This is a genomic window from Schumannella sp. 10F1B-5-1 (assembly GCF_006517535.1).
Lineage (GTDB): Bacteria > Actinomycetota > Actinomycetes > Actinomycetales > Microbacteriaceae > Schumannella.
The window spans coordinates 277,209-301,890 of the sequence record NZ_VHQH01000036.1; the positions used below are offsets into that span (position 1 = coordinate 277,209).

28 protein-coding genes are annotated in these 24,682 nt (G+C 73.1%); 12 read left to right on the top strand and 16 right to left on the bottom strand.

Annotated elements, in window-relative coordinates; genetic code table 11:
• Window positions 1-2 precede the first annotated feature (2 nt).
• Both FJ658_RS06920 and FJ658_RS06925 read left to right on the top strand, forming a co-directional pair.
• Window positions 3-836 carry an aldo/keto reductase gene (locus tag FJ658_RS06920; protein WP_141144627.1) on the top strand — a complete coding sequence of 278 codons (834 nt, stop codon included), beginning with the start codon at window positions 3-5 and terminating at the stop codon, window positions 834-836.
• Window positions 837-884: 48 nt separating this feature from the next.
• A complete protein-coding gene (locus FJ658_RS06925; RefSeq protein ID WP_141144628.1) occupies window positions 885-1,115 on the top strand; it encodes a hypothetical protein in 231 nt (76 codons plus the stop codon).
• Between the two features lie 60 nt (window positions 1,116-1,175).
• Here FJ658_RS06925 and FJ658_RS06930 read toward each other — a convergent pair whose 3' ends face one another.
• The 6 genes from FJ658_RS06930 to FJ658_RS16075 all read right to left on the bottom strand — a co-directional run bounded on the left by FJ658_RS06930 (window position 1,176) and on the right by FJ658_RS16075 (window position 5,629).
• Window positions 1,176-1,934 carry an MBL fold metallo-hydrolase gene (locus FJ658_RS06930; RefSeq protein WP_141144629.1) on the bottom strand — a complete coding sequence of 253 codons (759 nt, stop codon included), beginning with the start codon at window positions 1,932-1,934 and terminating at the stop codon, window positions 1,176-1,178.
• 63 nt (window positions 1,935-1,997) lie between these two features.
• The gene (locus FJ658_RS06935; protein WP_141144630.1) at window positions 1,998-2,279 is read right to left on the bottom strand and encodes a ferredoxin; all 282 of its coding nucleotides are present in this window, start codon (window positions 2,277-2,279) and stop codon (window positions 1,998-2,000) included.
• Window positions 2,276-3,616 (bottom strand): NADH-ubiquinone oxidoreductase-F iron-sulfur binding region domain-containing protein, encoded by a 1,341-nt coding sequence (locus FJ658_RS06940; RefSeq protein ID WP_141144631.1) that lies wholly within the window; start codon window positions 3,614-3,616, stop codon window positions 2,276-2,278. The genes FJ658_RS06935 and FJ658_RS06940 overlap by 4 nt, the downstream gene beginning before the upstream one ends.
• Complete coding sequence (locus FJ658_RS06945) at window positions 3,613-4,215, bottom strand: ferric reductase-like transmembrane domain-containing protein (RefSeq protein WP_255447609.1); 603 nt, start codon at window positions 4,213-4,215, stop codon at window positions 3,613-3,615. The genes FJ658_RS06940 and FJ658_RS06945 overlap by 4 nt, the downstream gene beginning before the upstream one ends.
• Window positions 4,216-4,217: 2 nt before the next feature.
• Complete coding sequence (locus FJ658_RS16070; protein ID WP_181408356.1) at window positions 4,218-5,228, bottom strand: FAD:protein FMN transferase; 1,011 nt, start codon at window positions 5,226-5,228, stop codon at window positions 4,218-4,220.
• Window positions 5,229-5,230: 2 nt separating this feature from the next.
• Complete coding sequence (locus FJ658_RS16075; protein WP_181408357.1) at window positions 5,231-5,629, bottom strand: hypothetical protein; 399 nt, start codon at window positions 5,627-5,629, stop codon at window positions 5,231-5,233.
• 196 nt (window positions 5,630-5,825) lie between these two features.
• Here FJ658_RS16075 and FJ658_RS06955 point away from each other — a divergent pair, with 196 nt between their 5' ends.
• On the top strand, window positions 5,826-6,425 hold the full coding sequence (locus tag FJ658_RS06955; protein ID WP_141144633.1) for a DUF3060 domain-containing protein: 600 nt from the start codon (window positions 5,826-5,828) through the stop codon (window positions 6,423-6,425).
• Window positions 6,426-6,646: 221 nt separating this feature from the next.
• Here FJ658_RS06955 and FJ658_RS06960 read toward each other — a convergent pair whose 3' ends face one another.
• Window positions 6,647-7,525 carry a sensor histidine kinase KdpD gene (locus tag FJ658_RS06960; RefSeq protein WP_141144634.1) on the bottom strand — a complete coding sequence of 293 codons (879 nt, stop codon included), beginning with the start codon at window positions 7,523-7,525 and terminating at the stop codon, window positions 6,647-6,649.
• Entirely contained in the window at window positions 7,522-8,256 is a 735-nt protein-coding gene (locus FJ658_RS06965) for a response regulator transcription factor (protein WP_141144878.1), read from the bottom strand. The genes FJ658_RS06960 and FJ658_RS06965 overlap by 4 nt, the downstream gene beginning before the upstream one ends.
• A 209-nt stretch (window positions 8,257-8,465) precedes the next feature.
• Between FJ658_RS06965 and FJ658_RS06970 the strand changes: the two genes are divergently transcribed.
• Window positions 8,466-9,644: an MFS transporter gene (locus FJ658_RS06970; RefSeq protein WP_181408358.1), complete on the top strand. Its 1,179-nt coding sequence runs from the start codon at window positions 8,466-8,468 to the stop codon at window positions 9,642-9,644.
• Window positions 9,645-9,883: 239 nt separating this feature from the next.
• Here FJ658_RS06970 and FJ658_RS06975 read toward each other — a convergent pair whose 3' ends face one another.
• The 5 genes from FJ658_RS06975 to FJ658_RS06995 form a co-directional block, all read right to left on the bottom strand.
• Complete coding sequence (locus FJ658_RS06975) at window positions 9,884-10,387, bottom strand: GNAT family N-acetyltransferase (protein WP_141144879.1); 504 nt, start codon at window positions 10,385-10,387, stop codon at window positions 9,884-9,886.
• A 36-nt stretch (window positions 10,388-10,423) separates the two neighbouring features.
• Complete coding sequence (locus FJ658_RS06980) at window positions 10,424-10,666, bottom strand: DUF6458 family protein (RefSeq protein WP_141144636.1); 243 nt, start codon at window positions 10,664-10,666, stop codon at window positions 10,424-10,426.
• A gap of 120 nt (window positions 10,667-10,786) precedes the next feature.
• The gene (locus FJ658_RS06985; RefSeq protein ID WP_141144637.1) at window positions 10,787-11,407 is read right to left on the bottom strand and encodes a CoA-binding protein; all 621 of its coding nucleotides are present in this window, start codon (window positions 11,405-11,407) and stop codon (window positions 10,787-10,789) included.
• Between the two features lie 7 nt (window positions 11,408-11,414).
• Window positions 11,415-12,776 (bottom strand): O-acetylhomoserine aminocarboxypropyltransferase/cysteine synthase family protein, encoded by a 1,362-nt coding sequence (locus tag FJ658_RS06990; RefSeq protein ID WP_141144638.1) that lies wholly within the window; start codon window positions 12,774-12,776, stop codon window positions 11,415-11,417.
• 131 nt (window positions 12,777-12,907) lie between these two features.
• Complete coding sequence (locus FJ658_RS06995; protein ID WP_141144639.1) at window positions 12,908-14,626, bottom strand: dolichyl-phosphate-mannose--protein mannosyltransferase; 1,719 nt, start codon at window positions 14,624-14,626, stop codon at window positions 12,908-12,910.
• A gap of 62 nt (window positions 14,627-14,688) precedes the next feature.
• On the opposite strand from FJ658_RS06995, the gene rsmI reads away from it, so the two are divergent.
• The 8 genes from rsmI to FJ658_RS07035 all read left to right on the top strand — a co-directional run bounded on the left by rsmI (window position 14,689) and on the right by FJ658_RS07035 (window position 22,634).
• The gene (rsmI, locus tag FJ658_RS07000; protein ID WP_141144640.1) at window positions 14,689-15,498 is read left to right on the top strand and encodes a 16S rRNA (cytidine(1402)-2'-O)-methyltransferase; all 810 of its coding nucleotides are present in this window, start codon (window positions 14,689-14,691) and stop codon (window positions 15,496-15,498) included.
• A 333-nt stretch (window positions 15,499-15,831) separates the two neighbouring features.
• A complete protein-coding gene (metG, locus tag FJ658_RS07005; protein WP_141144641.1) occupies window positions 15,832-17,421 on the top strand; it encodes a methionine--tRNA ligase in 1,590 nt (529 codons plus the stop codon).
• 14 nt (window positions 17,422-17,435) lie between these two features.
• Window positions 17,436-18,377, top strand: a complete 942-nt coding sequence (locus tag FJ658_RS07010; RefSeq protein WP_141144642.1) for a TatD family hydrolase — start codon at window positions 17,436-17,438, stop codon at window positions 18,375-18,377.
• Window positions 18,374-19,213 carry a 16S rRNA (adenine(1518)-N(6)/adenine(1519)-N(6))-dimethyltransferase RsmA gene (gene rsmA, locus FJ658_RS07015; protein ID WP_141144643.1) on the top strand — a complete coding sequence of 280 codons (840 nt, stop codon included), beginning with the start codon at window positions 18,374-18,376 and terminating at the stop codon, window positions 19,211-19,213. The genes FJ658_RS07010 and rsmA overlap by 4 nt, the downstream gene beginning before the upstream one ends.
• Window positions 19,214-19,300: 87 nt before the next feature.
• A complete protein-coding gene (locus FJ658_RS07020) occupies window positions 19,301-19,960 on the top strand; it encodes a DUF1294 domain-containing protein (protein ID WP_141144644.1) in 660 nt (219 codons plus the stop codon).
• A gap of 46 nt (window positions 19,961-20,006) precedes the next feature.
• Entirely contained in the window at window positions 20,007-20,603 is a 597-nt protein-coding gene (locus FJ658_RS07025) for a DUF4287 domain-containing protein (RefSeq protein ID WP_141144645.1), read from the top strand.
• A gap of 113 nt (window positions 20,604-20,716) precedes the next feature.
• A complete protein-coding gene (locus tag FJ658_RS07030) occupies window positions 20,717-21,649 on the top strand; it encodes a 4-(cytidine 5'-diphospho)-2-C-methyl-D-erythritol kinase (RefSeq protein ID WP_141144646.1) in 933 nt (310 codons plus the stop codon).
• A 19-nt stretch (window positions 21,650-21,668) separates the two neighbouring features.
• On the top strand, window positions 21,669-22,634 hold the full coding sequence (locus tag FJ658_RS07035; protein WP_141144647.1) for an NAD-dependent epimerase/dehydratase family protein: 966 nt from the start codon (window positions 21,669-21,671) through the stop codon (window positions 22,632-22,634).
• A 73-nt stretch (window positions 22,635-22,707) separates the two neighbouring features.
• On the opposite strand, the gene FJ658_RS07040 is transcribed toward FJ658_RS07035, so the two are convergent.
• From FJ658_RS07040 to FJ658_RS16080, 3 genes are read right to left on the bottom strand one after another with little or no spacing between them, the layout of a single operon-like run.
• The gene (locus FJ658_RS07040) at window positions 22,708-23,367 is read right to left on the bottom strand and encodes a methionine ABC transporter permease (RefSeq protein ID WP_141144648.1); all 660 of its coding nucleotides are present in this window, start codon (window positions 23,365-23,367) and stop codon (window positions 22,708-22,710) included.
• On the bottom strand, window positions 23,364-24,464 hold the full coding sequence (locus tag FJ658_RS07045) for a methionine ABC transporter ATP-binding protein (RefSeq protein ID WP_141144649.1): 1,101 nt from the start codon (window positions 24,462-24,464) through the stop codon (window positions 23,364-23,366). Before FJ658_RS07045 ends, FJ658_RS07040 begins: the two co-directional genes overlap by 4 nt.
• A complete protein-coding gene (locus tag FJ658_RS16080) occupies window positions 24,461-24,628 on the bottom strand; it encodes a hypothetical protein (protein WP_181408359.1) in 168 nt (55 codons plus the stop codon). The genes FJ658_RS07045 and FJ658_RS16080 overlap by 4 nt, the downstream gene beginning before the upstream one ends.
• Window positions 24,629-24,682 lie beyond the last annotated feature (54 nt).

The window sequence follows — 24,682 nt, forward strand, 5'->3', positions numbered from 1 at the left end:
CCATGACTTCCGACGTGCCCACCATCACGCTCAACGACGGCATCGAGATCCCGCAGCTCGGCTTCGGCGTCTTCAAGGTCGACCCGGCCGAGACCGAGCGCATCGTGACCGACGCGCTCGAGGCCGGCTACCGCCACATCGACACCGCCGCGATCTACGGCAACGAGGAGGGCGTCGGCGCCGCGATCGCCAAGTCCGGCCTCGCCCGCGACGAGCTCTTCGTCACCACCAAGCTCTGGAACGACCGCCACCAGAAGGACTCCGCGCACGCCGCGATCGACGAGAGCCTCGCCAAGCTCGGGCTCGAGCACGTCGACCTCTACCTGACCCACTGGCCGACGCCGGCGAAGAAGGACTACGTCGAGGCCTGGGAGGCGCTGCTCGAGATCAAGGAGGCCGGCAAGACCCGCTCGGTCGGCGTCTCGAACCACCAGATCGCCCAGCTCGACGAGCTCGTCGCCGCGACCGGTCAGACCCCGTCGGTGAACCAGGTCGAGCTGCACCCCGCGTTCTCGCAGCTCGAGCTGCGCATCCACCACCAGAAGCTCGGCATCCACACCGAGGCCTGGGGTCCGCTCGGCCAGGGCAAGTACGACCTCTTCGATCGCGGCCCGATCGTCGAGGCCGCCGAGGCGCACGGCGTGACGCCCGCGCAGGTCGTGCTGCGCTGGCACCTGCAGATCGGGAACATCGTCTTCCCGAAGTCGAACTCGAAGCACCGCATGGTCGAGAACTTCGACCTGTTCGGCTTCGAGCTGAGCGCGGGCGAGACGGCGGCGATCTCGCTGCTCGACGAGAACAAGCGCGTGGGCTCGCACCCCGACGACGTCAACTGACGCGGGACGCTCCGGCGTGATGCGGGTCGGCTGCGGGGAGGACGGCGGATGAGCGCGCGCGAGCGCGGTGACGACGCCCTCGCCGCCGACCCCTTCTCGTGGCAGGTCACACGGGCCGGCGTCGTGCGCATCCTGCGGGGAGGCCGCGAGGTCGTCGTGGTCGGCGGCCCGCGCGCGGAGCGCCTGCGCGCCCAGCTCGATCGCGCGTCGGAGCAGGAGGCGCAGCAGCTGCTGGCGCGAGCGACCGGCAACTACCGGCGCGGCAACGAGCGGCGCTGAGTCGTCGCGGGCGCGCCGCTGCCGCGCCGCGATCAGGGCGGGTTCGGACCCGGATCCGACCTAGAGCGCGATCTCGACGCGCTCGGCGCGGGGCGTGGTGAGCAGCAGCTCGCCGCGTCCCGCCGCCGCGAAGGCGGCCTCGAGGTCGGCGCGGCTCTCGCTGTAGTGCTCCCAGTCCTCGCAGTGCACGCCGACCACCGCATCCACGCCGAGGGTGTCGGCGGCGGTGGCGGCGTCCGTCGAGGTGAGGGTGAGCGCGCCGTCGATGCTCGGCACGCGGGCGGCTCCGGCGTTGAGCACGGCCAGGCGGATGTCGGGGAAGTTCTCCGAGATCTGCTTCACCAGACCGAGGGAGAGGTTGTCGCCGCTCACGTAGACCGTGGGCGCATCCGGGGCCTCGAGCACGAAGCCCACGACCGGCACGTCGCCGGCGCCGGCCGGACGGTGCTGCGCGGGCACCACGGTGATGCGCGCGTCGCCGAGCTGGTGCGACTCCCAGTCGTCGTAGCCCACGACCGAGCCGCCCCAGAGATCGCTCGCGGCCTCGCGTGTGCCGATCGTGAGCGGGCCCGCGGCGACGAGCTCGAGGCCCTCCCAGTCGAGGTTGTCCTTGTGGGTGTGGTGCGAGAGCAGCACCAGATCGACGGGGCCGAGGTCGCTGCGCGGGATGCCCGGACCATGCGTCTTGGTCAGCGTGGTCGTTCCCGGCTCGCTGTAGCTCTGCGGGGCATCGAAGGTCGGATCGGTCACGATGCGCAGCCCGGCCCATTCCAGGAGCACCGTCGGTCCGCCGATGTAGGTCACGGCCGTCGTCGACATGTCGCGAGCCTAGATGGTGCGGCCGACCGCGCGCCGGGAGCGCCGCGGGCCGGGTTCGTCTCGTCAGCGCGTCGTCGGGGTCGCCGCCGTGGCGCGCAGAGCGAGCGCCTGCCGCGGGCACAGGTTCACCGCGACGCGCGCGGCGCCGAGCTCACCCGGGCCGACGGGTATGTCGGAGCCGTAGCCGAGCGCCCGCGGATAGCCCCACTCGTCGAGCTGCAGCAGCTCGGGCAGCAGTTCGGCGCAGAGTCCGTGGGCGGCGCAGGCGGTCCAGTCGATGTGCAGGGCCGTCGCGGTGCCGCTCGCGGCGGTGCGGCTCGGCGACAGCGGGTTGCGCGCGGTCATCGCCCCTCCTCCTCGCAGGTGCCGGCGCGGTGCGCCGCGATGTCGCTCGCGAACTCGCGCAGCGTCGACGCGACGAGCCGCAGCGTCCCGTCGGGATGGTGGCAGGCGCCGCGCCCGGCCACGAGCTCGCCCACGCGGGCGATCTCGTCGGTCAGCCCGGGGTCGCGCTCGCCGCGGGCGACGCGTTCGAGCAGACCGGCGATGCGCGGCAGGCCGTTGACGCAGGGGCCGCACTGTCCGGCCGACTCGGCGGCGAGCATCCGGGTGATGCCGGCCGCGACGCGCAGACCGCAGCGGCCGTGCGGCAGCACGTGCAGGATGCCGGCGCCCGGCGTCGCACCCCAGGGTGCGAGTCCGGCCACGCTGAACGGAGCGTCGAGCGCCGCGGCGGGAACCCAGGCGCCGTGGTAGCCGCCGACCAGCACCGCCCGCACGCCCGCGCCGAGTCCGCTCGCGCGCACTCCGGCGTCGTCGAGTCGCGCCGCGGCGAGGACCGTGCCGAGGCGGGTGCCGCCGGCGACCTCGAGCACGGTCAGCGCCGTTCCGGGGGCGCTCGCCGTGACGAGGCGGGTTCCGGCGTCGATGGGGGAGCCGGCGCCGGCGTCGTCGGCGGGGTCGGCCGCCGCGCCGCCGATGGAACGGAACCACGCGCCCCCGAAGCGCGCGATGAGCGCGAGGTGCGCGAGGGTCTCGACGTTCTGCAGCAGCGTCGGGCGGCGGCGGTAGCCCGATCCGGTCAGACGGATCGCGTGGTCGCGGGGCACGGGGCGCCGGCCTTCCAGTGCCGACACCACGGCCGAGGCCTCGCCGCCCACGAAGTCGCCGCGCGCGGCCGCGAGCTGGATGCGCGCCCCCTCGTCGTGCGCCGCGAGCGCTGTGCGCAGCCCGGCGTGCAGCTCCGCGTCGGCGACCAGGCGGATCTCGCCGGCGCCGATCGCCTCCGCCGCCAGCAGGAGGCCGTCGAGCACGAGCTGCGGGGCGGTGCGCAGCAGCAGGCGGTCCTTCGCGCTGAGCGGCTCGCCCTCGCTGCCGTTGCCGATCACGACGGGCGTGCCGGCGCCGGGGCCGGCCCCGGTTCGTCGGTTCGTGCCGCCGCCGGCCTCGGCGGCCGCCCGCAGCTTGCGATGCACGGGGAAGCCGGCGCCACCGCGTCCGGTCAGGCCTGCGACCTCGGCCTCGGCGATGAGCCGATCCGGAGTCGGGCGCGGACGCGCGCCGAACGTCGCGCGGTGCGCGTCCGGGTCGGGTCCACCGGCGGCGAGCAGGCGCCGCACGCCGGTCGGGGCGGCGAGGGCGACGGGGTGCGACGCGGTCGGCGCCGGGTCGAGCAGGGTCATCGGGGGCCTCCGATCAGGGTCGGGGATGTGGTGGGCGCCGACGTCGGAGAGGGTCGCGACGACGCCGCACCCGGGCGACGGAACCGCGCGCTGACCCGCCAGGTGAGCGCCGTCACGACGGCGGCGATGCACATGCCGGTGAGGGCGAGCATCCACGGGGTGAGGGCGTCGGTTCCCGAGCCGATGCCGTGCGCGACCGCGATCGGCCAGAGTGCGTAGGCCGACCAGTGCACAGCCTTGAAGCCCCGCGGGCCGATGCGGTTCCGCAGCAGCGCCGTGACGGTCACCGCGATCGCGAGGTCGAGCGCGACGGTGCCGAGTCCGAGCCAGAACGGACGGTAGTCGGCGAGGAACGGCACGACCAGGTCGAGCAGGTCGAGCTGCGCGTAGGGATCGAACAGCAGCGACACGACGTGGATGCCGATGAACACGGTCGCGAGGACGCCGACGTTGCGGTGCAGCACGGCCACGCCGAAGCGGGGGAGTCCGGCCGCGGGACGACCCGAGCGGGTCAGGATGCCGAGCACGACCGAGCCGGTCATGAGCAGCAGCCCGATCGCGCCGGTCGCGCGGCCGAGAGCCCACAGCGCCTCGTCCACGATCAGGCCGCCTCGTCGGGCGCGGCGCCGGACCCGGGCGTGCCGAACTCGACCGCCGCGCGCTCGTCGACCTCGAGCGGCCAGCCGCCGAGCACGAGCACGCGTCCGTCCGCATCCACCAGCCGCGCCGGGCAGCCGAGCGCCGCCAGCCAGGGCAGGGCGGCCATGCCGCGCACGATCGCGGCCGTGCTGAGGGCGTTCGCCTCGAGGCAGCTGCGCGCCGCGATCGTGACGCTGCGCCACACCGCCTCGGCCGGCAGCCCGGTGCGCGGGTCGAGGATGTGGTGCATCCGCTCGCCGCCGCGCCTCCAGGTGCGGTGCTGGGTGCTCGAGGTCGCGACGGCCCAGCCGCCGCGCAGGCTCACAGTCGTCGCCGGGTCGCCGGGGCGGTCGGCCGCCCGCACCTGCCAGCCGCCGGCCGGGCCGCGCCCCGCGGTCGCGATGTCGCCGCCGAGCGCGACGAGGGTCGAGCATCCGGTGGCCCGGTGGATGTCCGCGGCGAGGTCGTCGGCCGTGACCGCCTTCGCGCTCGCGCCCAGGTCGAGCGCGAGGTGGCCGGGCAGGCGCAGCCGGTCGCCCTCGAGCAGCAGGCTGCGCCATCCCGGTCGCACCGTCGCGACGGCGCGCACGAGTCGTCCGTCGTCGTCGGCGACCAGCCGGATGTCGCGGTCGTACCCGACGGCGGCGAGCGCCTGACCCAGGGTCGGGTCGACATCGCCGTCGCTCAGCTCGGCGGCGTGCTGCGCGGCGCGCACGAGCCGCGCCAGCAGCGGGCTGATGCGGGCGCCGTCGGGCAGGTCGGCGGCGATGCGATTGACCTCGGAGTCGTGGCGGAAGCGGCTCGCCGTCGCGTCGACCGCCGCGGTCAGGCGGTCGGCGGCCGCGAGGGCGGCGGGCATCCGCTCGGCGGCGTCGGCGCCGTGCAGCACGAGGCGCGCGGTCGTCGACCAGAGCGGCCACTCGCGGGCGACGGTGTCGGGGGCGGTGGTGGTGGTGCTGGTGCGGGTGCTCATGGTCAGGATCCGCTCGTCGTGGCGCTCGCGTCGCCGCCGGAGCCGGAGGTGACGGGGGAATCGAAGGTGGTGTCGGTGCTGTCGTCGGAGGAGGTGCTGGAGCCGGAGGTGGTGCTGGAGTCGGAGGTGGTCGAGTCGGAAGCGCTCGCGTCGGAGGTCGCGGAGTCGCTCGAGTCGCTCGTGCTGCTGCCGGAGCTGTCGCTGCTCTCGGTGCTCGTCGAGCCGGAATCGCTCGTGCTCGTCGACGTCGAGCCCTCGCTCTCGCTCGTCGTGCTCGTGTCGGTGTCGCTGGCGGCCGCGCCGAGCGCGGCCGTGCCGACGACGAGGCCGAGCGCGCTGGCGATGGTCACGATCGCGGTCGCGAGGCGGGTGCGCAGCCAGCCGGTGCGTCGAGCATCCATGGGGGTGTCCTTCCGTCGAGGACCCCATGGCATCGCGCGCCGCTATGGCGACCCGAGGCCCCGCCTGTGCCGTTCCTGTGCGAGATCTGGCGGTCTGTCGCGTGCGAGCTCTGCGGCGGCAGAGCGCGACGCGGTGTCGCGGAACTGCGACAGGCCCGCGATGATGAGGGGACATCCGATCTCTAGCGTGAAGAACATGATCCGAACCAAGCTCGCCACCCTCGCCCTGCTCGCCGCCGCCGGCCTCACCCTGACCGGATGCAGCATCGGCATCACCGGTCCCGACGACGACGCCACGTCCGCGTCGAAGCCCAGTCCGTCGCCGTCGACGGCCGACGACCGCGCCGACGACGATGACGACACCGCCGGCGATGACAGCGCCGGCTCCTCGGGCCTCGGCTCGATCGGCGTGACGAACGGCCCCTGCGCCGGCCGCTCGTTCGAGGTCACCGACGACGATGTGTCGCTCGTGCTCACCGGGGCCTGCGGCGACGTGGTCGTCAGCGGCGACCGGGTGACCGTGAACTACGACGGATCGAGCTCGCTGAAGCTGAGCGGCGACGACATCACGATCATCACGAACGGCGCCGTCGGCGCGGTCGAGATCGGCGGTCAGAACAACTCGCTGAACGGATCCGAGCTCGAGAGCGTCGCCATCAGCGGCGACCTCGCGACGGTGCTCGGCACGCGCATCGGCAGCCTCACGGTGAGCGGCAGCTACAACACCGTCAACTGGGATTCGGGGGTCGCCGCCGCGAGCGACACCGGCACGGGGAACACCTACATCCGGGCCTGATCGGCCGAGCATCCGCCCGTTCCTCGCCTCCCGTCGCCCCTCGCACGTCCCTCCTCCCTCCATCAGAGCGCTGAGGGGTCGCGAAAGCCCCTTCCCGCCGCGGATTCCGTCGCGGGAAGGGGCTTTCGCGACCCCTCACGGGATGCGCGGGCGGGCGGAGATCGACGCGAGAGAGACCGCGCCCCGTCGCCCCGTTGCCCTGTCGCCCGGTCAGGCGCGACTCAGACCGGCAGCCGCAGCCGCACCGAGGTGCCCTCGCCGAGGCGCGAGCGCAGGTCGACCCCGCCGCCGTGCCGCTCGACGATCGTGCGCACGAACGGCAGACCGAGTCCGCTGCCGGCGACGTCGCGCGTGTGGCTGCCGCGCGCCAGCTCCTCCCAGACCAGGCCCTGCTCCTCGACCGGGATGCCGCGGCCGGTGTCGGCGACCTCGAGCGTGACCCAGCCGTCGTCCTCGGCGCCGCGCAGCTCGATGCGGTCGCCGGGCTGCGAGAACTTCAGCGCGTTCGCGACGAGGTTGTAGACCGCGAGGAACAGCAGGTCCGCATCCCCGCGCACCGGCGGCAGAGGGCGCGGCGCCCGCGGGAAGCTCACGGCGAGCGATCGATCGGACGACTCGGCCAGCTCGCCGACCGCCTCGGCGACCTCGCGGCCGAGCGCCTCGACGTCGACCGGCGCGATCTCGAGCTGCGCGTTCTCGAGCTCGCCGAGCTTGCGCAGATCGCCGAGCAGACGCGTCAGACGCAGCGCCTGCGCATCCAGCCCCGCCGCGACGTCGCTCTCGGGCAGGTTCGACAGGCCGAGGCGGATGGCGGTGACCGGGTTCTTGAGCTCGTGGTCGAGCCGGTCGACGAAGCGGCGCCGCTCGGCGCGCTCGGCGGCCACGGCATCCTCGCGACTGCGCACGGCGCGCCGTCGCAGCGCCGCCCGCACCGCGACGATCGCGAACACGAGCAGCGCCGCGAGCAGGCCGAGCTGCACCCACACCCAGGCGAGCTGCCACTGGATGAAGATCTGCCGCCGATCGCCGGCCGCGAGCGCCACGATCGTTCCGACCAGCCCGAGGGCGAGCGGGATGAGTGCCAGCCCGGCGCGCCTCATGCGCGCGTCGCCGGGGTCAGCGCGACCGGGTGCAGGAAGCGGTAGCCGACGCCCTGCACGGTGTCGATGAAGAGCGGGGTGCCGCTGTCGTCGGCGAGCACCTTGCGCAGCTCGGCGACGCGATGGTCGACGGCGCGACTCGCGACCGGCTGATCGAAGCCCCAGACCGCGGCGAGCAGGCGCTCGCGGGTGAGCACCTCATCCGGATGCGTCATCAGGTAGTCGAGCAGGCTGAAGGCGCGCGGCGTGAGCGTCGCCTCGACGCCGTCGAGCCAGACGCGGCGGGCGACGCGGTCGATGCGCAGGGCGCCGGCGCTGAGCCCGGTCGACCCGCCGAGCGCGGGCTGCCCGGCCGTGACGCGACGCAGGATCGCCCGGATGCGCGCCACGAGCTCCTGCGGATCGAAGGGCTTGTTGAGGTAGTCGTCGGCGCCCTCCTCGAGTGCGGCGGCGCGCTCGAACGACTCGCCGACCTGCGTGAGCAGGATGACCGGCAGCTGGCTGCCCGCTCGACGGAGGCGGCGCAGCACCTCGCGGCCGTCGAGCACCGGCATCAGCACGTCGAGCACGACCAGGTCGGGGGAGTGCCGCTCGACCGCCTCGAGCCCGGCGCCGCCGTCCTCGGCGGTCAGCACGTCGAATCCGGAGCGGGCGAGGAAAGGGGCCAGTGCGTCGCGGATGCCGCTCTCGTCGTCGACGAGCAGCACGCGCGGGCGCGCGGGCGGAGTGATGCTCACGCCCCGAGCGTAGCGGCGCGCCGTTTCTCAGCAGGATCGCCGCCGGGCGCCATCCGGATGGCGCGAGGGCGGCGTCGGACCTGAGAAGACGCGGGCGGTCAGCGCGACCGAGGGCGGGACGCGCGAACGGCGGGCGAGGGACGCGCGGGCGCCGAGCGGGGATGCGCGAGCGGGGCGCGCCGCGCATCCACCAGAATCGTGCGGTGAGCGAGATCGGGTACCTGACGGCGTCGGTGCCCCTGCGGCTCGCGAATGCCGCCGCGACGGTCGTGCTGCCGCTGCTCGCGGTGCAGCAGACCGGCGACATCGTCGCGGGCGGCGCGCTCGGCGGAGCTCTCGTCGCCGCCTCGCTCGCGCCGAGCGTCGTCGCGGCTCCGCTGGTGGGCGCCCTGCTCGACCGCACGCCGCATCCGCGCCGCTGGATGATGACCGCCGCCGTCGTGCAGGCGCTGTCGCTGCTGTCGGCGGCCGGGCTCGGCGTCGTGCCGCTGCCGATCATCGTCGTGCTGCTCGTCGCGGGCGGCGTCGCGAGCCCGTTCTATCTCGGAGGCATGTCGAGCTTCGTCACCGACGCGATCGCCGACGAGCGCCGCGCCTACGCCGATGACGGCGTCTCGTACAACATCGCCTCGGTCGGCGGGCCGGCGCTCGCCGCGCTCGTGGTGGCGCTCGCCGACGCGCGGATCGCCTCGATCGTGACCGCGGTGGTCGCCGCGCTCGGTGCGGTCGGGATGCTCGCCCTCCACTTCGCGCCGCGCCCGCGTCACGACGATCTGCACCTGGGCCGGGACATCCTGCGCGCCGTGCGGGCGCTCACGCGGCACCGCCCGCTGGCGGCGGTCACCGCATCCGGAACCCTCAGCCAGCTCGGGCAGGGCGCGCTGCCGATCGCGGCCATCGCCCTCGCGCACGAGCGCGCCGCCTCGGCCGACCAGGGCGCGTGGATCGTGACCGCCTTCGCGATCGGCGCGCTCGCCGGCGGGGTCGCCTATGCGCTGATCCCGGTGCGGCTGCGACCCGAGGTCGTGATGGGCGGCGGATTCGCCGTGGTCGGACTCCTCACGCTCGGCGCCGTCGCCGACCTCGGGATGCCGTTCACCCTGATCGTGATCGGCCTGTCGGGCATCGTGGTCGCGCCGAGCGCGGCGGCGATGCTGCTGCTGCGCAAGCAGCAGAGCCGGGCGCGGGTGCGATCGCAGGTGTTCACGATCGGGTCGGGGCTTCGCACGGCCGCCGCCGCGCTCGGAGCCGCGATCGTCGGTCAGCTGGGCGGTGCCCCCGCTGGTCTGCTGATCGCGCTGATCGGCGTCGTCTGGATGGCGTCGGCGGCGATCATGCTCGCCTATCCGCGCGGCGCCCAGCCGGTTGACGCCACGGCCTGAGCTGCGCGAGCCCTTTCGCAACTCAGCATCGATCGACCGAGACGACCGGATCCGGCCGCTCGCGCGTGACCTTGCTGAGTTGCGTCGACCAACAGCACCAGGGGTGGGGCGCGCGGCGACGCAATTCAGCAGGAGGTCGTCCCGGCGGCCGACGCCGGTCAGCTGCGGCGATCGATGCTGAATTGCGTCATATCGAACGGGCCGCGCGAGCGGGGCAGGGGAGTGAGATGCGGTTCGACTCAGCGCAGCGGGGCGCTGTGCACCACGACGGGCACGCCCGAGCGCGACGTCGTCGCGCGATCGAACGGCAGGCCGATGCGCTCGGCGACACGCTGCGACGGGATGTTGCCGGGCACGATGATCGCGACGAGCCGGTCGGCGAGGCGCTCGCGCTCGGCGAGGGCACGGCAGGCGGCCGCGGCCTCGGTCGCGTAGCCACGGCCCTGGTGCTCCGGCCGCACGTGGTAGCCGACCTCGAGCTCGTCGACGCCGTCGATGCTCTGCCAGGTCAAGCCGCAGTCGCCGAGGAACACCCCGTCGAGGGTCTCGATGATCCACAGCCCGACGCCGTGCCGCGCGTAGTTGCGCTCGTTCCAGGCGATCCAGTCCGCGGCTTCGTCGCGGCTCTTCGGCGCGGGGTAGTGGCGCATGACCTCGGGGTCGCCGAGGAGGCCGGCCATCGCATCCAGGTCGCTCGCGTGCATCTCGCGGAAGCGCAGACGCGGCGTCGGCTCAGGAAGCATCGCCACGGTGACGGCGACGGCGTGCGGCGGAGTGCGTCAGCGCGGGTCGCCGTCGGTCGTGCGCTGCTGCACCCGCGTGCTGCCGTTGGGGTCGACCGTGCGGTGCTCGGTCGTGACGCGACCGCGCAGGGTCGTGACCAGGCCGATGATGAACAGCACGGCTCCGGCCGCCATGAGGATGCCGCCGATGATAGGCAGGCTGACTCCGGGAACGGCGAACGAGACCGCGAACGCGAGGACCGCGCCGATCACGAACAAGACGACTCCGCCGACGATCATGTGAGTGCTCCTTCTGAAGGGGTCACCCGACGCTAGAGCGTCGCGACCCCGCCGACGGGCGGCTCCAAGGTCGCGTTCAGGCGGACCGGAGCCGCCTGAGCGCCGACAACGACCTCCGCGTCAGCGCAGCTGCTTGCGCGCGCTGATCTGGCCGGTGTCGAAGCCGAGCAGGTGCAGTCCGCCGTGGAAGCGGGCGTGCTCGACCTTGATGCAGCGGTCCATGACGACCGTGAGGCCCTTCGACTCGCCGTAGTAGGCGGCCTCCTCGTTCCAGATGCCGAGCTGCACCCAGACGGTCTTCGCGCCGATCGCGAGCACGTCGTCGATGACCGAGGGGATGTCGTCGGCGCGCCGGAACACGTCCACGATGTCGGGCACCACGGGCAGGTCGGCGAGCGACTTGTAGACCGGCTGGCCGAGGATCTCGGTCGCGTTCGGGTTGACGAAGTAGAGGTCGTAGTCGCTCGACTGCTGCAGGTACGTCGCCACGAAGTAGCTCGAGCGGGCCGCGTTGGGCGACGCGCCGACGATCGCGACGCTCTTCGCGCGACGCAGGATGCCGAGGCGCTGCTTCGCGGTCGGTCCCACCCAGGTGCGCTGCGAGCGCAGCAGCTTCGCCAGCGGCGAGTTCGCCGGGATCGAGCAGGTCAGCCCGTTGGAGAGCTGCGTGGTCTGCAGCTCGGGGGCGTCGTCGCCGGTCGAGGAGACGCCGGTGCCGGTCGCGGTGGCGGTGTCGGTCATGCGCCCATCATCCCTTCACCGCGGCGGTCAGCGCTTGGTCGAGGTCGTAGATGATGTCGTCCGGGTCCTCGATGCCGACGCTGAGGCGGATCAGGCCGCCGTCGACGCCCGCCTCGGCGAGCTGCTGCTCGGTGAGCTGCGCGTGCGTCGTCGATCCGGGGTGGATGATGAGCGTCTTCGCGTCGCCGATGTTGGCCAGGTGCGAAGCCAGCTCGACGCCCTCGATCGTGCGCTGGCCGACATCCCGGCTGCTGCGGGTCGCGGTGCCCTTCACGCCGAAGCTGAACACCGAGCCCGGGCCCTTCGGCAGGTACTTCGCGGCGCGCTCGTGGTGGGGGTGCGAGGACAGTCCGGCCCAGTTCACGTACTCGACGCGGTCGTCGGCCTCGAGCCACTCGGCGACCCGGCGGGCGTTGTCGACGTGCGCCTGCAGCCGGAACGGCAGCGTCTCGACGCCCTGCGCCAGCAGGAACGCCGAGTGCGGCGCGAGCGTCGGGCCGAGGTCGCGCAGCTGCTCGGCGCGCAGGCGGGTGAGGAAGGCGTACTCGCCGAAGTTGCCGTGCCAGTTGAGGCCGCCGTAGCTCGGCACCGGCTGGTCGAACAGCGGGAAGCGCTCGCTCGCCCAGTGGAAGCGGCCGCTCTCGACGACGACGCCGCCGAGGGTCGTGCCGTGCCCGCCGAGGAACTTGGTGGCCGAGTGGATGACGACGTCGGCTCCCCACTCGATCGGCCGGTTCAGGTAGGGGGTCGCGATGGTCGAGTCGACGATGAGCGGCACGCCATGCGCGTGCGCGACGTCGGCCAGACCCTCGAGGTCGGCGATCTCGCCCGAGGGGTTCGCGATCGTCTCGACGAAGATCAGCTTCGTCTTCTCGGTGATCGCGGCGGCGTAGTCGGCCGGATCGGAGGAGTGCACGAAGGTCGTCTCGACGCCGAAGCGGCGCAGAGTCACGTCGAGCTGGGTGATCGTGCCGCCGTAGAGCGAGGCCGAGGCGACGATGTGGTCGCCCTGGCCGGCGAGCGAGGCGAAGGTGATGAACTCGGCGCTGAGGCCCGAGGCGGTCGCGACGGCGCCGAGGCCGCCCTCGAGCGAGGCGATGCGCTCCTCGAAGCTCGCGACGGTCGGGTTCGACAGGCGGCTGTAGACGTTGCCGTACTTCTGCAGCGCGAAGCGGGCCGCCGCATCCGCGGTGTCGTCGAAGACGAAGGCGCTCGACTGGTAGATCGGCAGCGCGCGGGCGCCGGTGATCGGGTCGGGGATGTTGCCGGCGTGGATCGCGCGGGTGCGGAAGCCCCAGTCGCGATCGGTCGGGGCGACCTCGGGAGTCGGGCTGTCGGCGCTCGGGACGTCGGGCTGCGGGTCGGACATGCGCCCAGGCTATCGACGGCGGCCGACGCGCCTCGGATCGGGCGGGGCGCAGATGACGTCGTGTGACGTGGGGCGCGCATCCACCCGCACTCGTCGTGCTCGGGTGACCGGCGGCCGCCGCCGACCGACCCTCACAGCCAGCTGCGCAGCCAGTAGTGCGAGTAGATGAACTCGCGCGGCATGGGCAGGCCGATCCACATCGGGAACCAGTAGGCGCTGAGCACGACCGCGAGCACCAGGAACGTGCCGACCGTCGCGAAGCCGACGCGGCGACGACCCGGCGGGTCGTTCCAGCGGCCCAGCAGATGGGCGAGCGCGACGGCCAGACCGATCACGAGGAAGGGCTCGAAGACGATCGTGTAGAACTGGAACACCGTGCGGTGCAGGTAGCCCATCCAGGGCAGGTAGCCCGCCGCGATCGCGACGAGCAGCACGCCGACGGCCCCGTCGCGGGTGCGGATGAACCGCCACACCAGGAAGCCCAGCGCGGCCGTGCAGGCCCACCAGATGAGCGGATTCGCGATCTCGGTGATCGCCGCCGCGCTCGCCCCGCCGTCCGATTCCTGGTAGTACATGCTCGTCGGCCGCACCAGGAACAGCCACGTCAGCGGGTTCGCCTGGTAGCTGTGCGGGGTGCTCTCGCCGACGTGGAAGCCGTACATCGACGCCTGGTAGTGGTACCAGTTCTGGAACGCCGTCGGCACCCACGACAGGGCGCCGGTCCAGCGCTCGCCGCCGCCCGATTCGATCCAGTGCCGGTCGTAGCCGTCGTCGGTGACGAACCAGCCGGTCCAGCTCGCCAGGTGCACGGCCGCGGCGAGCGGCACGAGCAGAAGGAAGCTCACGGGCGCCTGCTTCAGCGCCGCGCTGGTCGGCCAGAACGCGACGCCGGCGCGACGGCGGTCGAGCGCATCCATCACGACCGACCAGATCGCCAGGATCGCGAGGAACCAGATGCCGCTCCACTTGACCGCGCTGGCGGCGCCGAACGCGACCGCGGCGGCGAGCATCCACGGCCTCCACCACAGCGACGGACCCCAGTCGGTGTGCCGATGCCCGAGCTCGCGGCGGATGACCCAGCCCTCCAGCCGCCGCCGCGCCCAGCGCCGATCGAGCAGCATCGCCCCCACGCCGAGCAGGCAGAACAGGGCGAGCACGATGTCGAGCAGGGCCACCCGGCTCATCACGATCGCGTTGCCGTCGATCGCCAGCAGCCCGCCGCTCAGCACCGTGATGACGCGGGAGTGGAACAGCCCCCGCGCGACCGCCATCGTCAGGGCGACGAGCAGGATGCCGACGATCGCGACGCTGATGCGCCAGCCGATCGCATCCTGGGCGCCGAAGGCCATGAGCCCGAGCGCGATGACCCACTTTCCGAGCGGCGGATGCGCGACGAAGCTCGGCACGTCGGTGTAGACGTCGGTGTCGCCGGCGAGGAAGCGGGCGTCGTCGCCGTCGCTCCAGCTGCCCTCGTAGCCGAGGTGCAGCAGGCTCCAGGCGTCTTTCGCGTAGTAGGTCTCGTCGAACACGAGCGCGTGCGGCTGGCTCAGCGCGACCAGGCGCGTGACGACCGCGACGAGCATGACGAGGCCGGGGCCGCCCCAGGTCCAGAGCAGGCTCCAGCGCGGCTCGCTCATCTTCGCGCGCCACCAGGCGTCGAAGCGGGTCGCGGGGCCGGGCGGCTGCCTCACGGGCAGCGGGGCGATCGGCTCGGCCGGGTAGCCGAGGGCGATGCGGGCGAAGTCGGCGTCGGGATCGGGCGCGGGCGTCGCGGTCGGCGTCTCGGCGGTCGCGGGGCCGGATGCCGCGGATGCGGCGGGCGCGGGGGTCTCGTCGCGGCCGTCCGTCACCCCGACAGAGTAACGGCGGCGCGCCGTGCCCGAGCGCGGCCGGGCCTGGGAGGATGGCCCGCGTGATCATCCTCGCGGCGACCCCGATCGGCAACCTCGGCGACGCGAGCCGTCGCCTCGTCGAGGCGCTCGAGAACGCGGAGACGATCGCCGCCGAGGACACCCGCACGGCCGTGCAGCTGATGCGCGCGCTCGGCGTCGAGAACCGCCCGCGCCTCGTGGCGCTGCACGAGCACAACGAGGTCGAGCGCTCGGCCGAGCTGATCGAGGCCGCCCGCGAGAGCGATCTGCTGGTGCTCACGGACGCCGGGATGCCGGCCATCAGCGACCCGGGATTCGCGATCGTGACCGCCGCGATCGCCGCCGACGTCACCGTCACGGCGCTGCCGGGTCCGTCAGCCGTGCTCACGGCGCTCGCGCTGAGCGGACTGCCGACCGACCGCTTCGCCTTCGAGGGCTTCCTGCCGCGCAAGGGCCGGGTCGCGGCGCTGCGCCCGCTCGCGGGCGAGCAGCGCACGCTCGTGTTCTTCGAATCGCCGCACCGGCTCGGCGCGGCGCTCGCCGACCTGGCCGAGGCCCTCGGCGCCGATCGTCCGGCCGCGGTGTGCCGCGAGCTCACGAAGCTGCACGAGGAGGTCGCCCGCGGCACGCTCGCCGACCTGGCCGAGCGCTTCGCCGAGGGCGCGCGGGGCGAGATCGTCGTCGTCGTCGGGGGAGCGGCGCCCGTCGCGGCCGACCCCGACACCGCCGTGGATGAGGTGGTCGCCCTGGCCGCCGACGGCATCCGCCTCAAGGACGCGGCCGCGCAGGTCGCCGAGGCGACGGGGCTGTCGCGCCGCGACCTCTACGAGGCGGCGCTGCGCCGCCGCTGACCCGCGCCTCCCGGCTGAGCCTGTCTGCGCGCTCGGCCGCGCCGCCGCATCCCGCCCCGCGCAGTGACCATCTCAAGGAGTTGCTGTAACTCCTGTGACTCACGAGCAACATCCGGCACTCCAGTTTCAGCAACTCCTTGAGATGGTTCGCGCTGAGAGCCGCGGCGAGTCCGCGGGAGGGGTTTTCGGCGACACGCCGCATCGACGGCACGAGCCCGCGGCGTGTCGCCGAAAACCCCTCCCGCAGAGACTCCGGATGCGCATCCACCGGCCGGAGGGCAGCACCGGCGACAGCGCCGTAACGCCCGCCGACCCGCAACTAGACTGGCCCGCATGCCCGCTCGCGACCCGTTCTACATCGCGACGCCGATCTTCTACGTCAACGACGTGCCGCACATCGGCCACGCGTACACGGAGGTCAGCGCCGACGCCCTCGCCCGATGGCACCGTCAGGGCGGCGACGACACCTGGCTGCTGACCGGCACCGACGAGCACGGCGAGAAGATCCTGCGCACGGCCCGCGCGAACGGCGTCACGCCGAAGGAGTGGACCGACCGGCTCGTCGAGTCGGCGTGGACGCCGCTGCTCGAGACGGTCGACATCGCGAACGACGACTTCATCCGCACCACGGACGAGCGTCACGAGACCGCGGTGAGCCGCTTCATCCAGAAGCTCTACGACGACGGTCACATCTACGCGGGCGAGTACGAGGGCTACTACTGCGTCGGCTGCGAGGAGTACAAGCAGAAGGACGAGCTGGTCGAGCCGACCGAGGGCGAGTTCGCGGGCCAGCTGGTCTGCGCGATCCACTCGCGGCCGGTCGAGATCCTCAAGGAGAAGAACTACTTCTTCCGCATGAGCGCCTTCCAGGACCGCCTGCTCGACCTCTACAGCCGCCCCGACTTCATCCAGCCCGAGAGCGTGCGCAACGAGATCGTGTCGTTCGTGCGTCAGGGTCTGAGCGACCTCAGCATCTCGCGGTCGAGCTTCGACTGGGGCATCCGCGTGCCCTGGGACGAGTCGCACGTCATCTACGTCTGGGTGGATGCGCTGCTCAACTACATCTCCGCGATCGGCTACGGCACCGACGACGAGAACTTCGCGCGCCGCTGGCCGGCCGTGCAGCTCGTCGGCAAGGACATCGCCCGCTTCCACGCCGTGATCTGGCCGGCCATGCTCATGGCCGCCGACCTGCCGGTGCCGAAGCGCGTCTTCGGCCACGGCTGGCTGCTCGTGGGCGGCGAGAAGATGTCGAAGTCGAAGCTGACCGGCATCGCCCCGCACCAGATCACCGACACCTTCGGGTCGGACGCGTTCCGCTACTACTTCCTGCGCGCGATCACCTTCGGGCAGGACGGCTCGTTCAGCTGGGAGGACCTGTCGGCGCGCTATCAGGCGGAGCTCGCGAACGGCTTCGGCAACCTGGCGTCGCGGGTGACGGCGATGATCACCCGCTACCGCGAGGGCCGCATCCCGGATGTGAGCACGGTCGAGCTGGCCGAGGCCGACGGCGCGATCCTCGCCACGATCGAGCGCGTGAACGCGGCCGCCGATCAGGCGATCGAGCGTCTCGCGCTGGGCGACGCGCTTGCCGCCATCTGGGAGCTCGTCGACGAGCTCAACGGCTACATCACCGAGCAGGAGCCCTGGGCCCTGTCGAAGGACGAGGCGAACGCCGAGCGACTGGATGCGGTGCTCGCGACCGCGGCGCGCGGCGTCGGCGCGCTGGCCGTGCTGCTGTCGCCCTTCACCCCGAAGGCGAGCGCGAAGCTGTGGGCGGCGCTCGGCGGCGAGGGCACGGTGCAGGAGTCGGACATCCGGGATGCGCTGAACTGGCGCGGCAGCGGGCAGGTCACGCCGCTCGAGTCGCCGCTGTTCCCGCGCATCGAGGTCGAGGCGGCGTCGGCGCCCGGAGCCGCGTGAGCGGAGCCGAGCGCATGACCGACTATCCGCCGCTGCCCGAGGCGCTCGTGGTGCCGGTGTACGACAACCACACGCATCTCGAGCCGTTCTTCGACCCCGATCACGACGCATCGGGCGACGCCGACGGAGATGCCGCGGGCTCCGGCGCGCTCGACTACCGCGAGCAGCTCGACCGCGCCTCGAGCGTGGGCGTGCGCGGCGTCGTGCAGGTCGGCACCGACCTGGCGAGCTCGCGCTGGAGCGCCGACGTCGCCGCGCGCGAGCCGCGCGTGCTGGCCGCCGTGGCGCTGCACCCGAACGACGCCGCCGAGCTGGCCGAGCGCGGCGAGCTCGACGAGCACCTGGCCGGCATCGCCGAGCTCGCGGGGCGCCCGCGGGTGCGCGCGATCGGCGAGACCGGGCTCGACTTCTTCCGCACGCCGTCGGCCGTCGGGCAGGAGGCGCAGCGCCGCAGCTTCGAGGCGCACATCGAGCTCGCGAAGCAGCACGACCTGGCGCTGCAGATCCACGACCGGGATGCGCACGCCGAGATCGTCGAGGTGCTCGACCGCGTCGGCGCTCCCGAGCGCACCGTGTTCCACTGCTTCAGCGGTGACGCGGACTTCGCGAAGCTCGTGACCGACCGCGGCTGGTACCTCTCCTTCGCCGGAACCGTCACGTTCAAGAACGCGCAGAACCTGCGCGACGCGCTCGAGGTCATCCCGCGCAGCCGAATCCTGATCGAGACGGATGCGCCCTATCTGACGCCGATGCCGTTCCGCGGCCGCACGAACAGCAGCTACCTGATCCCGCACACGCTGCGCGCCATGGCCGACACGCTCGGCACCGACGCCTCGATGCTGGCCGCGCAGATCTCGTCGAACACCGAGCTGGTCTACGGGCACTGGGACGACGAGCCGGTCGTCACGCCGCCGGGGCCCTTCGACGCGCATCCCGAGGGCACGGCGGGTCCGTGAGCGCCGACGTGCAGCTGCTCGGCCCGGCCGAGATCCGCGACCTCGCCGACCTGCTCGACATCCAGCCGACCAAGAAGCTCGGCCAGAACTTCGTTCACGACGCGAACACTGTGCGGCGCATCGTGCGCGCCGCCGGGGTCGAGGCGGGAGAGCAGGTGCTCGAGGTCGGGCCCGGGCTCGGCTCGCTCACGCTCGGCCTGCTCGAGGCGGGCGCGCACCTGACGGCTGTCGAGATCGACAAGCGGCTCGCGGCGCAGCTGCCGCTCACGGTCGCGCAGCTGGCGCCCGATGCCGACCTCACGGTCGTGACGGCGGATGCGCTGCGCATCGCCGAGCTGCCGAGCCAGCCCGTCCGCCTGGTCGCGAACCTGCCCTACAACGTGTCGGTGCCCGTGCTGCTGCACCTGCTGCCGACCTTCCCGAGCCTGCGCGGCGGACTCGTCATGGTGCAGTCGGAGGTGGGCGAGCGCCTGGCCGCGAAGCCCGGCTCGAAGGTCTACGGCTCGCCGTCGGTCAAGGCCGCCTGGTACGGCCGCTGGTTCACGGCCGGGCAGGTGAGCCGGCAGGTCTTCTGGCCGGTGCCGAACGTCGACTCGATCCTGGTCGGCTTCGAGCTCGGCGACGCGCCCGGCGACGACGCCGAGCGGCGCGGGGTGTTCGAGCTCGTGGATGCGGCCTTCGGCCAGCGCCGCAAGATGCTGCGGCAGTCGCTCGCCGACCTGCTCGGCGGCTCCGCCGGCGCGACCGCGGTGCTCGAGGCCGGCGGCGTCGACCCGACCGCGCGCGGCGAGGCGCTGACGATCGACGACTTCGTGCGGGTGCAGCGCGCGCGCTGACGCTCCGCCGCGGTGCCGGGCGCGGCGTTCGGAAGCCGGCGCGGCCTCGGCGCGGCGCACTCCTCCGCGGCGGTTACGATCGACGGGATGGCACCGCGCACCCGAGTCGAAGGTCGGCTCTCGACCTGGGATGACGCCCGCGGCTTCGGGTTCATCAGTCGCGCATCCGGTCGCGACATCTTCGTGCACATCTCGGCGTTCCCCGCCGAGGAGCAGCGCCCCGCGATCGGCGACGCCCTGACCTTCGTGGTCGAGCCGACCCCCGACGGCCGCAGCCGGGCCGCATTCGTGCACTTCGCCGGCGGCCCGCGACCGCTGGCCGCGCACCACGGCGTCGCCGAACACACCGGACCCCGCGAGCGCCTGCGGCTGGGCATCGACTTCGCCGGCGTGATGGCGATCCTCACGGTCGTCGCCTTCGTCGTGCTGGTGTTCGTCGTCAGCGTCGTCTTCGGGCTGCCGCCGTGGGTGCCCTCGCTCTACCTCGCCGCGAGCGCGGGCTGCTTCATCATCTACGCGGTCGACAAGGCCAGCGCCGTGCGCGGGCGGTGGCGCGTGCGCGAGTCGACGCTCATCCTGCTCGGCCTGGTCGGCGGCTGGCCGGGGGCGGTCATCGCGCAGCAGCTGTTCCGGCACAAGACGCGCAAGGCGTCGTTCCGCACGATGTTCTGGGTCAGCGTGGTGATCAACGTGGTGGTGTTCGCGATCCTCACGGCGAGCCCGCTGTCGCATCTGCTGAGCACCTGAGCGTCGGGGGAAGCGCGGGGCGCAGCCGCGGGGCGAGAATGACCGCATGAGCTCCGAGCCGTACCCGATCGACGCCGCCCCGATCAACGCCGTCGCGTCGATGACGAGCGACGACTCCGTGCGCGCGGCGACCGGTCGCACGCCCGAGGAGTGGTTCGCGCTGCTGGACGCCGGCCAGGCGACGACCTGGGGTCACACCCGCATCGCGCGCCGGCTCGTCGACGAGCACGGCGTCGACGGCTGGTGGGCGCAGAACCTGACGGTGCGCTACGAGCAGGCGCGCGGCCTGCGCCGACCCGGGCAGAAGGCCGACGGCACCTTCGCCGCCTCGGCCGGCCGCACCGTCGCCGACGGGCGCGCCGGACTCGAGGCCGTGATCGCGGCGGCGACGAGCGAGCTGGGATGCGCGCCCGCGTCGCAGCGCGAGCACCCCGTGCGCCCGAACGCGCGCTGGGCGCTGCCGGGCGGCGAGCGGGTGCTCGCGGCGATCGAGCCGCTCGGCGGGGCGGCCGGTGGCGCGGCCGGCGCGCCGGTGCCCAGCAAGGCCCGGCTCGCGGTGACCTTCGAGAAGCTCGCCGACGAGGATGCGGCGGCCGCCGCGAAGGCGCGCGCCGTCGCGATCCTGGATGCGGCGCTCGGCTGACCGGCGCTCCGATCGCGCTCGAGTCGGCGCGGGCGGCGCGGGGTCGCGCATCCACGGTGACGCCCCTGGACCGACTGGTCTGCGGCGCTCCCGAGCTTAAGTAGTGTTGGTGCATGAGCCCGTCCGCGCCGCCGTCCGTGCGGGTTCGAGCGCCGGGCAAGGTCAACGTCTTCCTGCGGGTCGGGGCCATTCAAGACGACGGCTATCACGACGTCGCGATCGCCTATCAGGCGCTCTCCCTCTATGAGGAGGTGCGGGTGCGGCACGCCGACGACGTCAGCGTGAGCGTCACCGGCACGGTGCAGCTCGGCCGCGTGCCGACCGACGACACGAACATCGCCGTGCGCGCCGCGAAGCTGCTGGCCGAGCACGCCGGTTACACGGGCGGCGCGGCGATCGACATCGAGAAGCACGTGCCCGTGACCGGCGGCATGGGCGGCGGCTCGGCCGACGCGGCCGCCACGCTCGTCGCCTGCGATGCACTCTGGGGCACCGAGCTCTCGCGCGACGCCCTGTTCACGCTGGCGCGGCAGCTCGGCGCCGACGTGCCCTTCGCCCTCACCGGCGGCACCGCGATCGGCACCGGCCGGGGCGACGAGCTCTCGCCCGCGCTCGCGAAGGGCAGCTACGAGTGGGTGCTGGCGCTCGCCGACTTCGGCCTGTCGACGCCCGAGGTGTACCGCGAGCTGGATGCGCACCGCGAGGCCCACGCGGGCGAGATCCGTGCCGCCGATCCGCGCCCGACGGTCGACTCCGACGTGCTGCAGGCGCTGCGGGCGGGGGATCCGCACATGCTCGCCGAGGTGCTGCACAACGACCTGCAGGCGGCCGCCCTGCACCTGGAGCCGTCGCTCGGGCGCGTGCTCGAGCTCGGCGAGAGCAGCGGAGCGCTCGCCGGCATCGTCTCGGGATCGGGGCCCACGGTGGCGTTCCTCGCCGCCGATCGCGACTCGGCGCTCGAGCTGCAGGTGGCACTGAGCGCCGCCCGGCTCAACGTCGTGCGGGCCTCTGGCCCCGTGCACGGCGCCCGCATCATCGGCGAGTAGCCGCGGGACGGGGACGGGCATGCGAGCGCTCGTGCTGGGCGGGACGGGGTGGCTCGGCCGCGCGGTCGTGGACGACCTTCTCGCCTCGGGTTGCGAGGTCACCTGCCTCGCGCGGGGCGAGTCGGGCGCGGTGCCGTCGGGAGCGGCGCTCGTCCGTGTCGATCGTCGCGCGCCCGGCGCGTACGACGCCGTGGGGGCGGACTGGGATGAGGTCATCGAGTTCTCCTCCGAGCCGGATCTCGTCGAGCCGGCGCTGGACGCCCTGGGTCCGCGCGCGGCGCACTGGACGCTCGTCTCGACCGTGTCGGTCTACGTCCGCGACGACGAGCCGGGCGCCGACGAGTCCGCAGCGGTCGTGGAACCCGTCGATCCGACCCGGTACGCCGATCGCAAGGTGCTGGCGGAGCGCCGCAGCGCCGAGCGTGTCGGCGACCGGCTGTCGATCGTGCGTCCGGGGCTCATCGTCGGCGCCGGCGACCCGAGCGATCGCTTCGGCTACTGGCCCGCCCGGTTCAGCCGAGGCGGGCCGGCGCTCGCCCCCGTGCTCGATGGCCGCTTCGCCCAGGTCATCGACGTGGGCGATCTCGCTCGGTGGATCGGGAACGCCGCACTCATCGGGCACTGTGGCGTCGTGAACACGGTCGGCGACCCGCTGCCGCTGGACGATCTGCTGCGGTGCGTCGCGGAGGTGGCGGGCTACGACGGGGAGATCGTCGAGGTCGACGACGCGACCCTGCTGGCCCACGACATCCGTTACTGGGCCGGCCCTCGCTCGCTCCCGCTGTGGCTGCCCGCGGAGGCCGTCGGCTTCGCGCAGCGCAGCTCGCGGGCGTTTCGGGCCTCCGGCGGATTCACGAGGCCGATGGCCGACTCCGTGGCCGCCGTGCTGGCCGACGAACGCGCGCGCGGGCTCGACCGCGTGCGCCGCGCCGGCCTCGCGAGCTCCGAGGAGCGGGAATTGCTCGTCGGCCTCGGGCTCGGCTGACGAGCAGCACGACGCGCGCGGCGGCGGGCCTCCTCGATCGGCCCAGGGCCGCGGTCGAGGAGACCCGCGCCCCTCAGCGCCGCAGCGCCTTGCGCGCGAGCGCGTTGCCCGCGAACTGGCCGAGCTGCACGAGCACGATGATGACCGCGACCGTGATGTAGACGATCGGCCAGTTGTAGCGCTGCGAGCCGTAGGTGATCGCGAAGTCGCCGAGTCCTCCGCCGCCGATCAGACCGGCCTGGGCCGACATGTCGACGAGTCCGACGAAGATGAACGAGAAGCCGAGGATCAGCGGCCCGAGACCCTCGGGGATCAGCACCGTCACGATGATGCGCAGCGGATGCGCGCCCATCGCCCGCGCCGCCTCGAGCACGCCGTGGTCGACGGCGACGAGGTTCTGCTCAACGATGCGCGCGACCGCGAACGCCGCCCCGAGCGACAGGGCGAACGCCGCCGCGGTCGGGCCGATCGTGGTGCCGACGACGCCGAGCAGCAGCGGCTGGATCGCGGCGACGAAGATGATGAACGGGATCGGCCGCACGATGTTGACGATCACGTTCACGATCGTGAAGACGACGCGGTTGGCGAGCAGGTGCCCGGGCCGCGTCACGGTGAGCGCGACGCCGAGCACGATGCCGATGATGCCGCTCGCGATGAGCGACACGAACACCATGAAGAGCGTCTCGCCGATCGCCTGCCAGAAGACGTCGAGGTTGGCGATGAAGTCGTTCATCGGGCGACCTCCTCGGTCGGGGCGGAGCCGTTCGGGGCGGTGCCGTTCGGGGAGCCGCCGGGCGCCGCATCCACCTGCTCGGTGATCGAGGGGATGCCCTGCGCGTCGAGGGCGGCGAGCGCGGCGTCGATGTCGGCATCCGCGCCGGTGAGCTCGTAGGTGAGGGCGCCGATCGAGCGGTTCTGCAGCTCGCTGATGCCGCCGAACACGATCGTGCTGCCGACGCGGTGCTCGCCGAGGATGCGGGCGACGGTCGAGGTGAAGCCGGGGGAGTCCTGCACCGGCACGGTCACGAGGCGGCCGTCGTGCGCCTCGGCGAGGCGGGCGAGCGTGGCGGCCGAGGGGCGGTCGTGCAGCACGGTGCGCACGAAGCGCTCGGCGGCGCGGGTCGACGGGCGGGCGAACACGTCGTAGACGTCGCCGTGCTCGACGACGCGCCCCGAGTCCATCACGGCGACTCGGTCGGCGATCGCGCGGATCGCCTCCATCTCGTGCGTGATGACGATGATCGTGAGCCCGAACTCCTGGTTGACGCGCTTGAGCAGCGCGAGCACGTCGGCGGTCGTCTCGGGATCGAGGGCGCTCGTCGCCTCGTCGGCGAGCAGCAGGCGCGGCTGGGTCGCGAGCGCGCGGGCGATGCCGACGCGCTGCTTCTGCCCGCCCGAGAGCTGCTCGGGATGCGCGTGCGCCTTGTCGAGCAGGCCGACGAAGTGGAGCAGCTGGGCCACCCGGCGGTCGCGCTCGGCGGCGGGCACGCCGGCGACCTTGAGCGGGTAGGCGACGTTGCCGGCGACCGTGCGCGAGTGGAACAGGTTGAACTGCTGGAAGATCATGCCGATCGTGCGGCGCACCCGGCGGCGGTCGCGCTCGGGCAGGGCGGTCAGCTCGTCGTCGCCGACGAAGACGCGGCCCGAGCTGGGCAGCTCGAGCGCGTTGACGAGGCGCACGAGCGTCGACTTGCCGGCGCCCGAGTAGCCGATCACGCCGAGGATCTCGCCCTCCTCGACCTCGATGCTGACGTCGTCGACGGCGGTCACGCGACCCGACGCGGTGTCGTAGTGGCGGCTGACGTTCTCGAGGCGCACGAGCGCGCTCATCGGCTGCTCCCGGGGTTCAGGGTGGTGGTGGATACCGTGGTGGTGGATGCGGTGTCGGCGTCGCCGACGGTGCCGCGGGTGCTGAGGCTGCTGCGGCACACGGCGGATGCCGCCGTCCCGAGAAGGGGGACGACGGCATCCGTCGGAAGGCTATCGGCGATCACGCGGCGGGGACTCCGCCGACGACGCGCCGGCCCGCAGGGATCGTCGCGCGACAG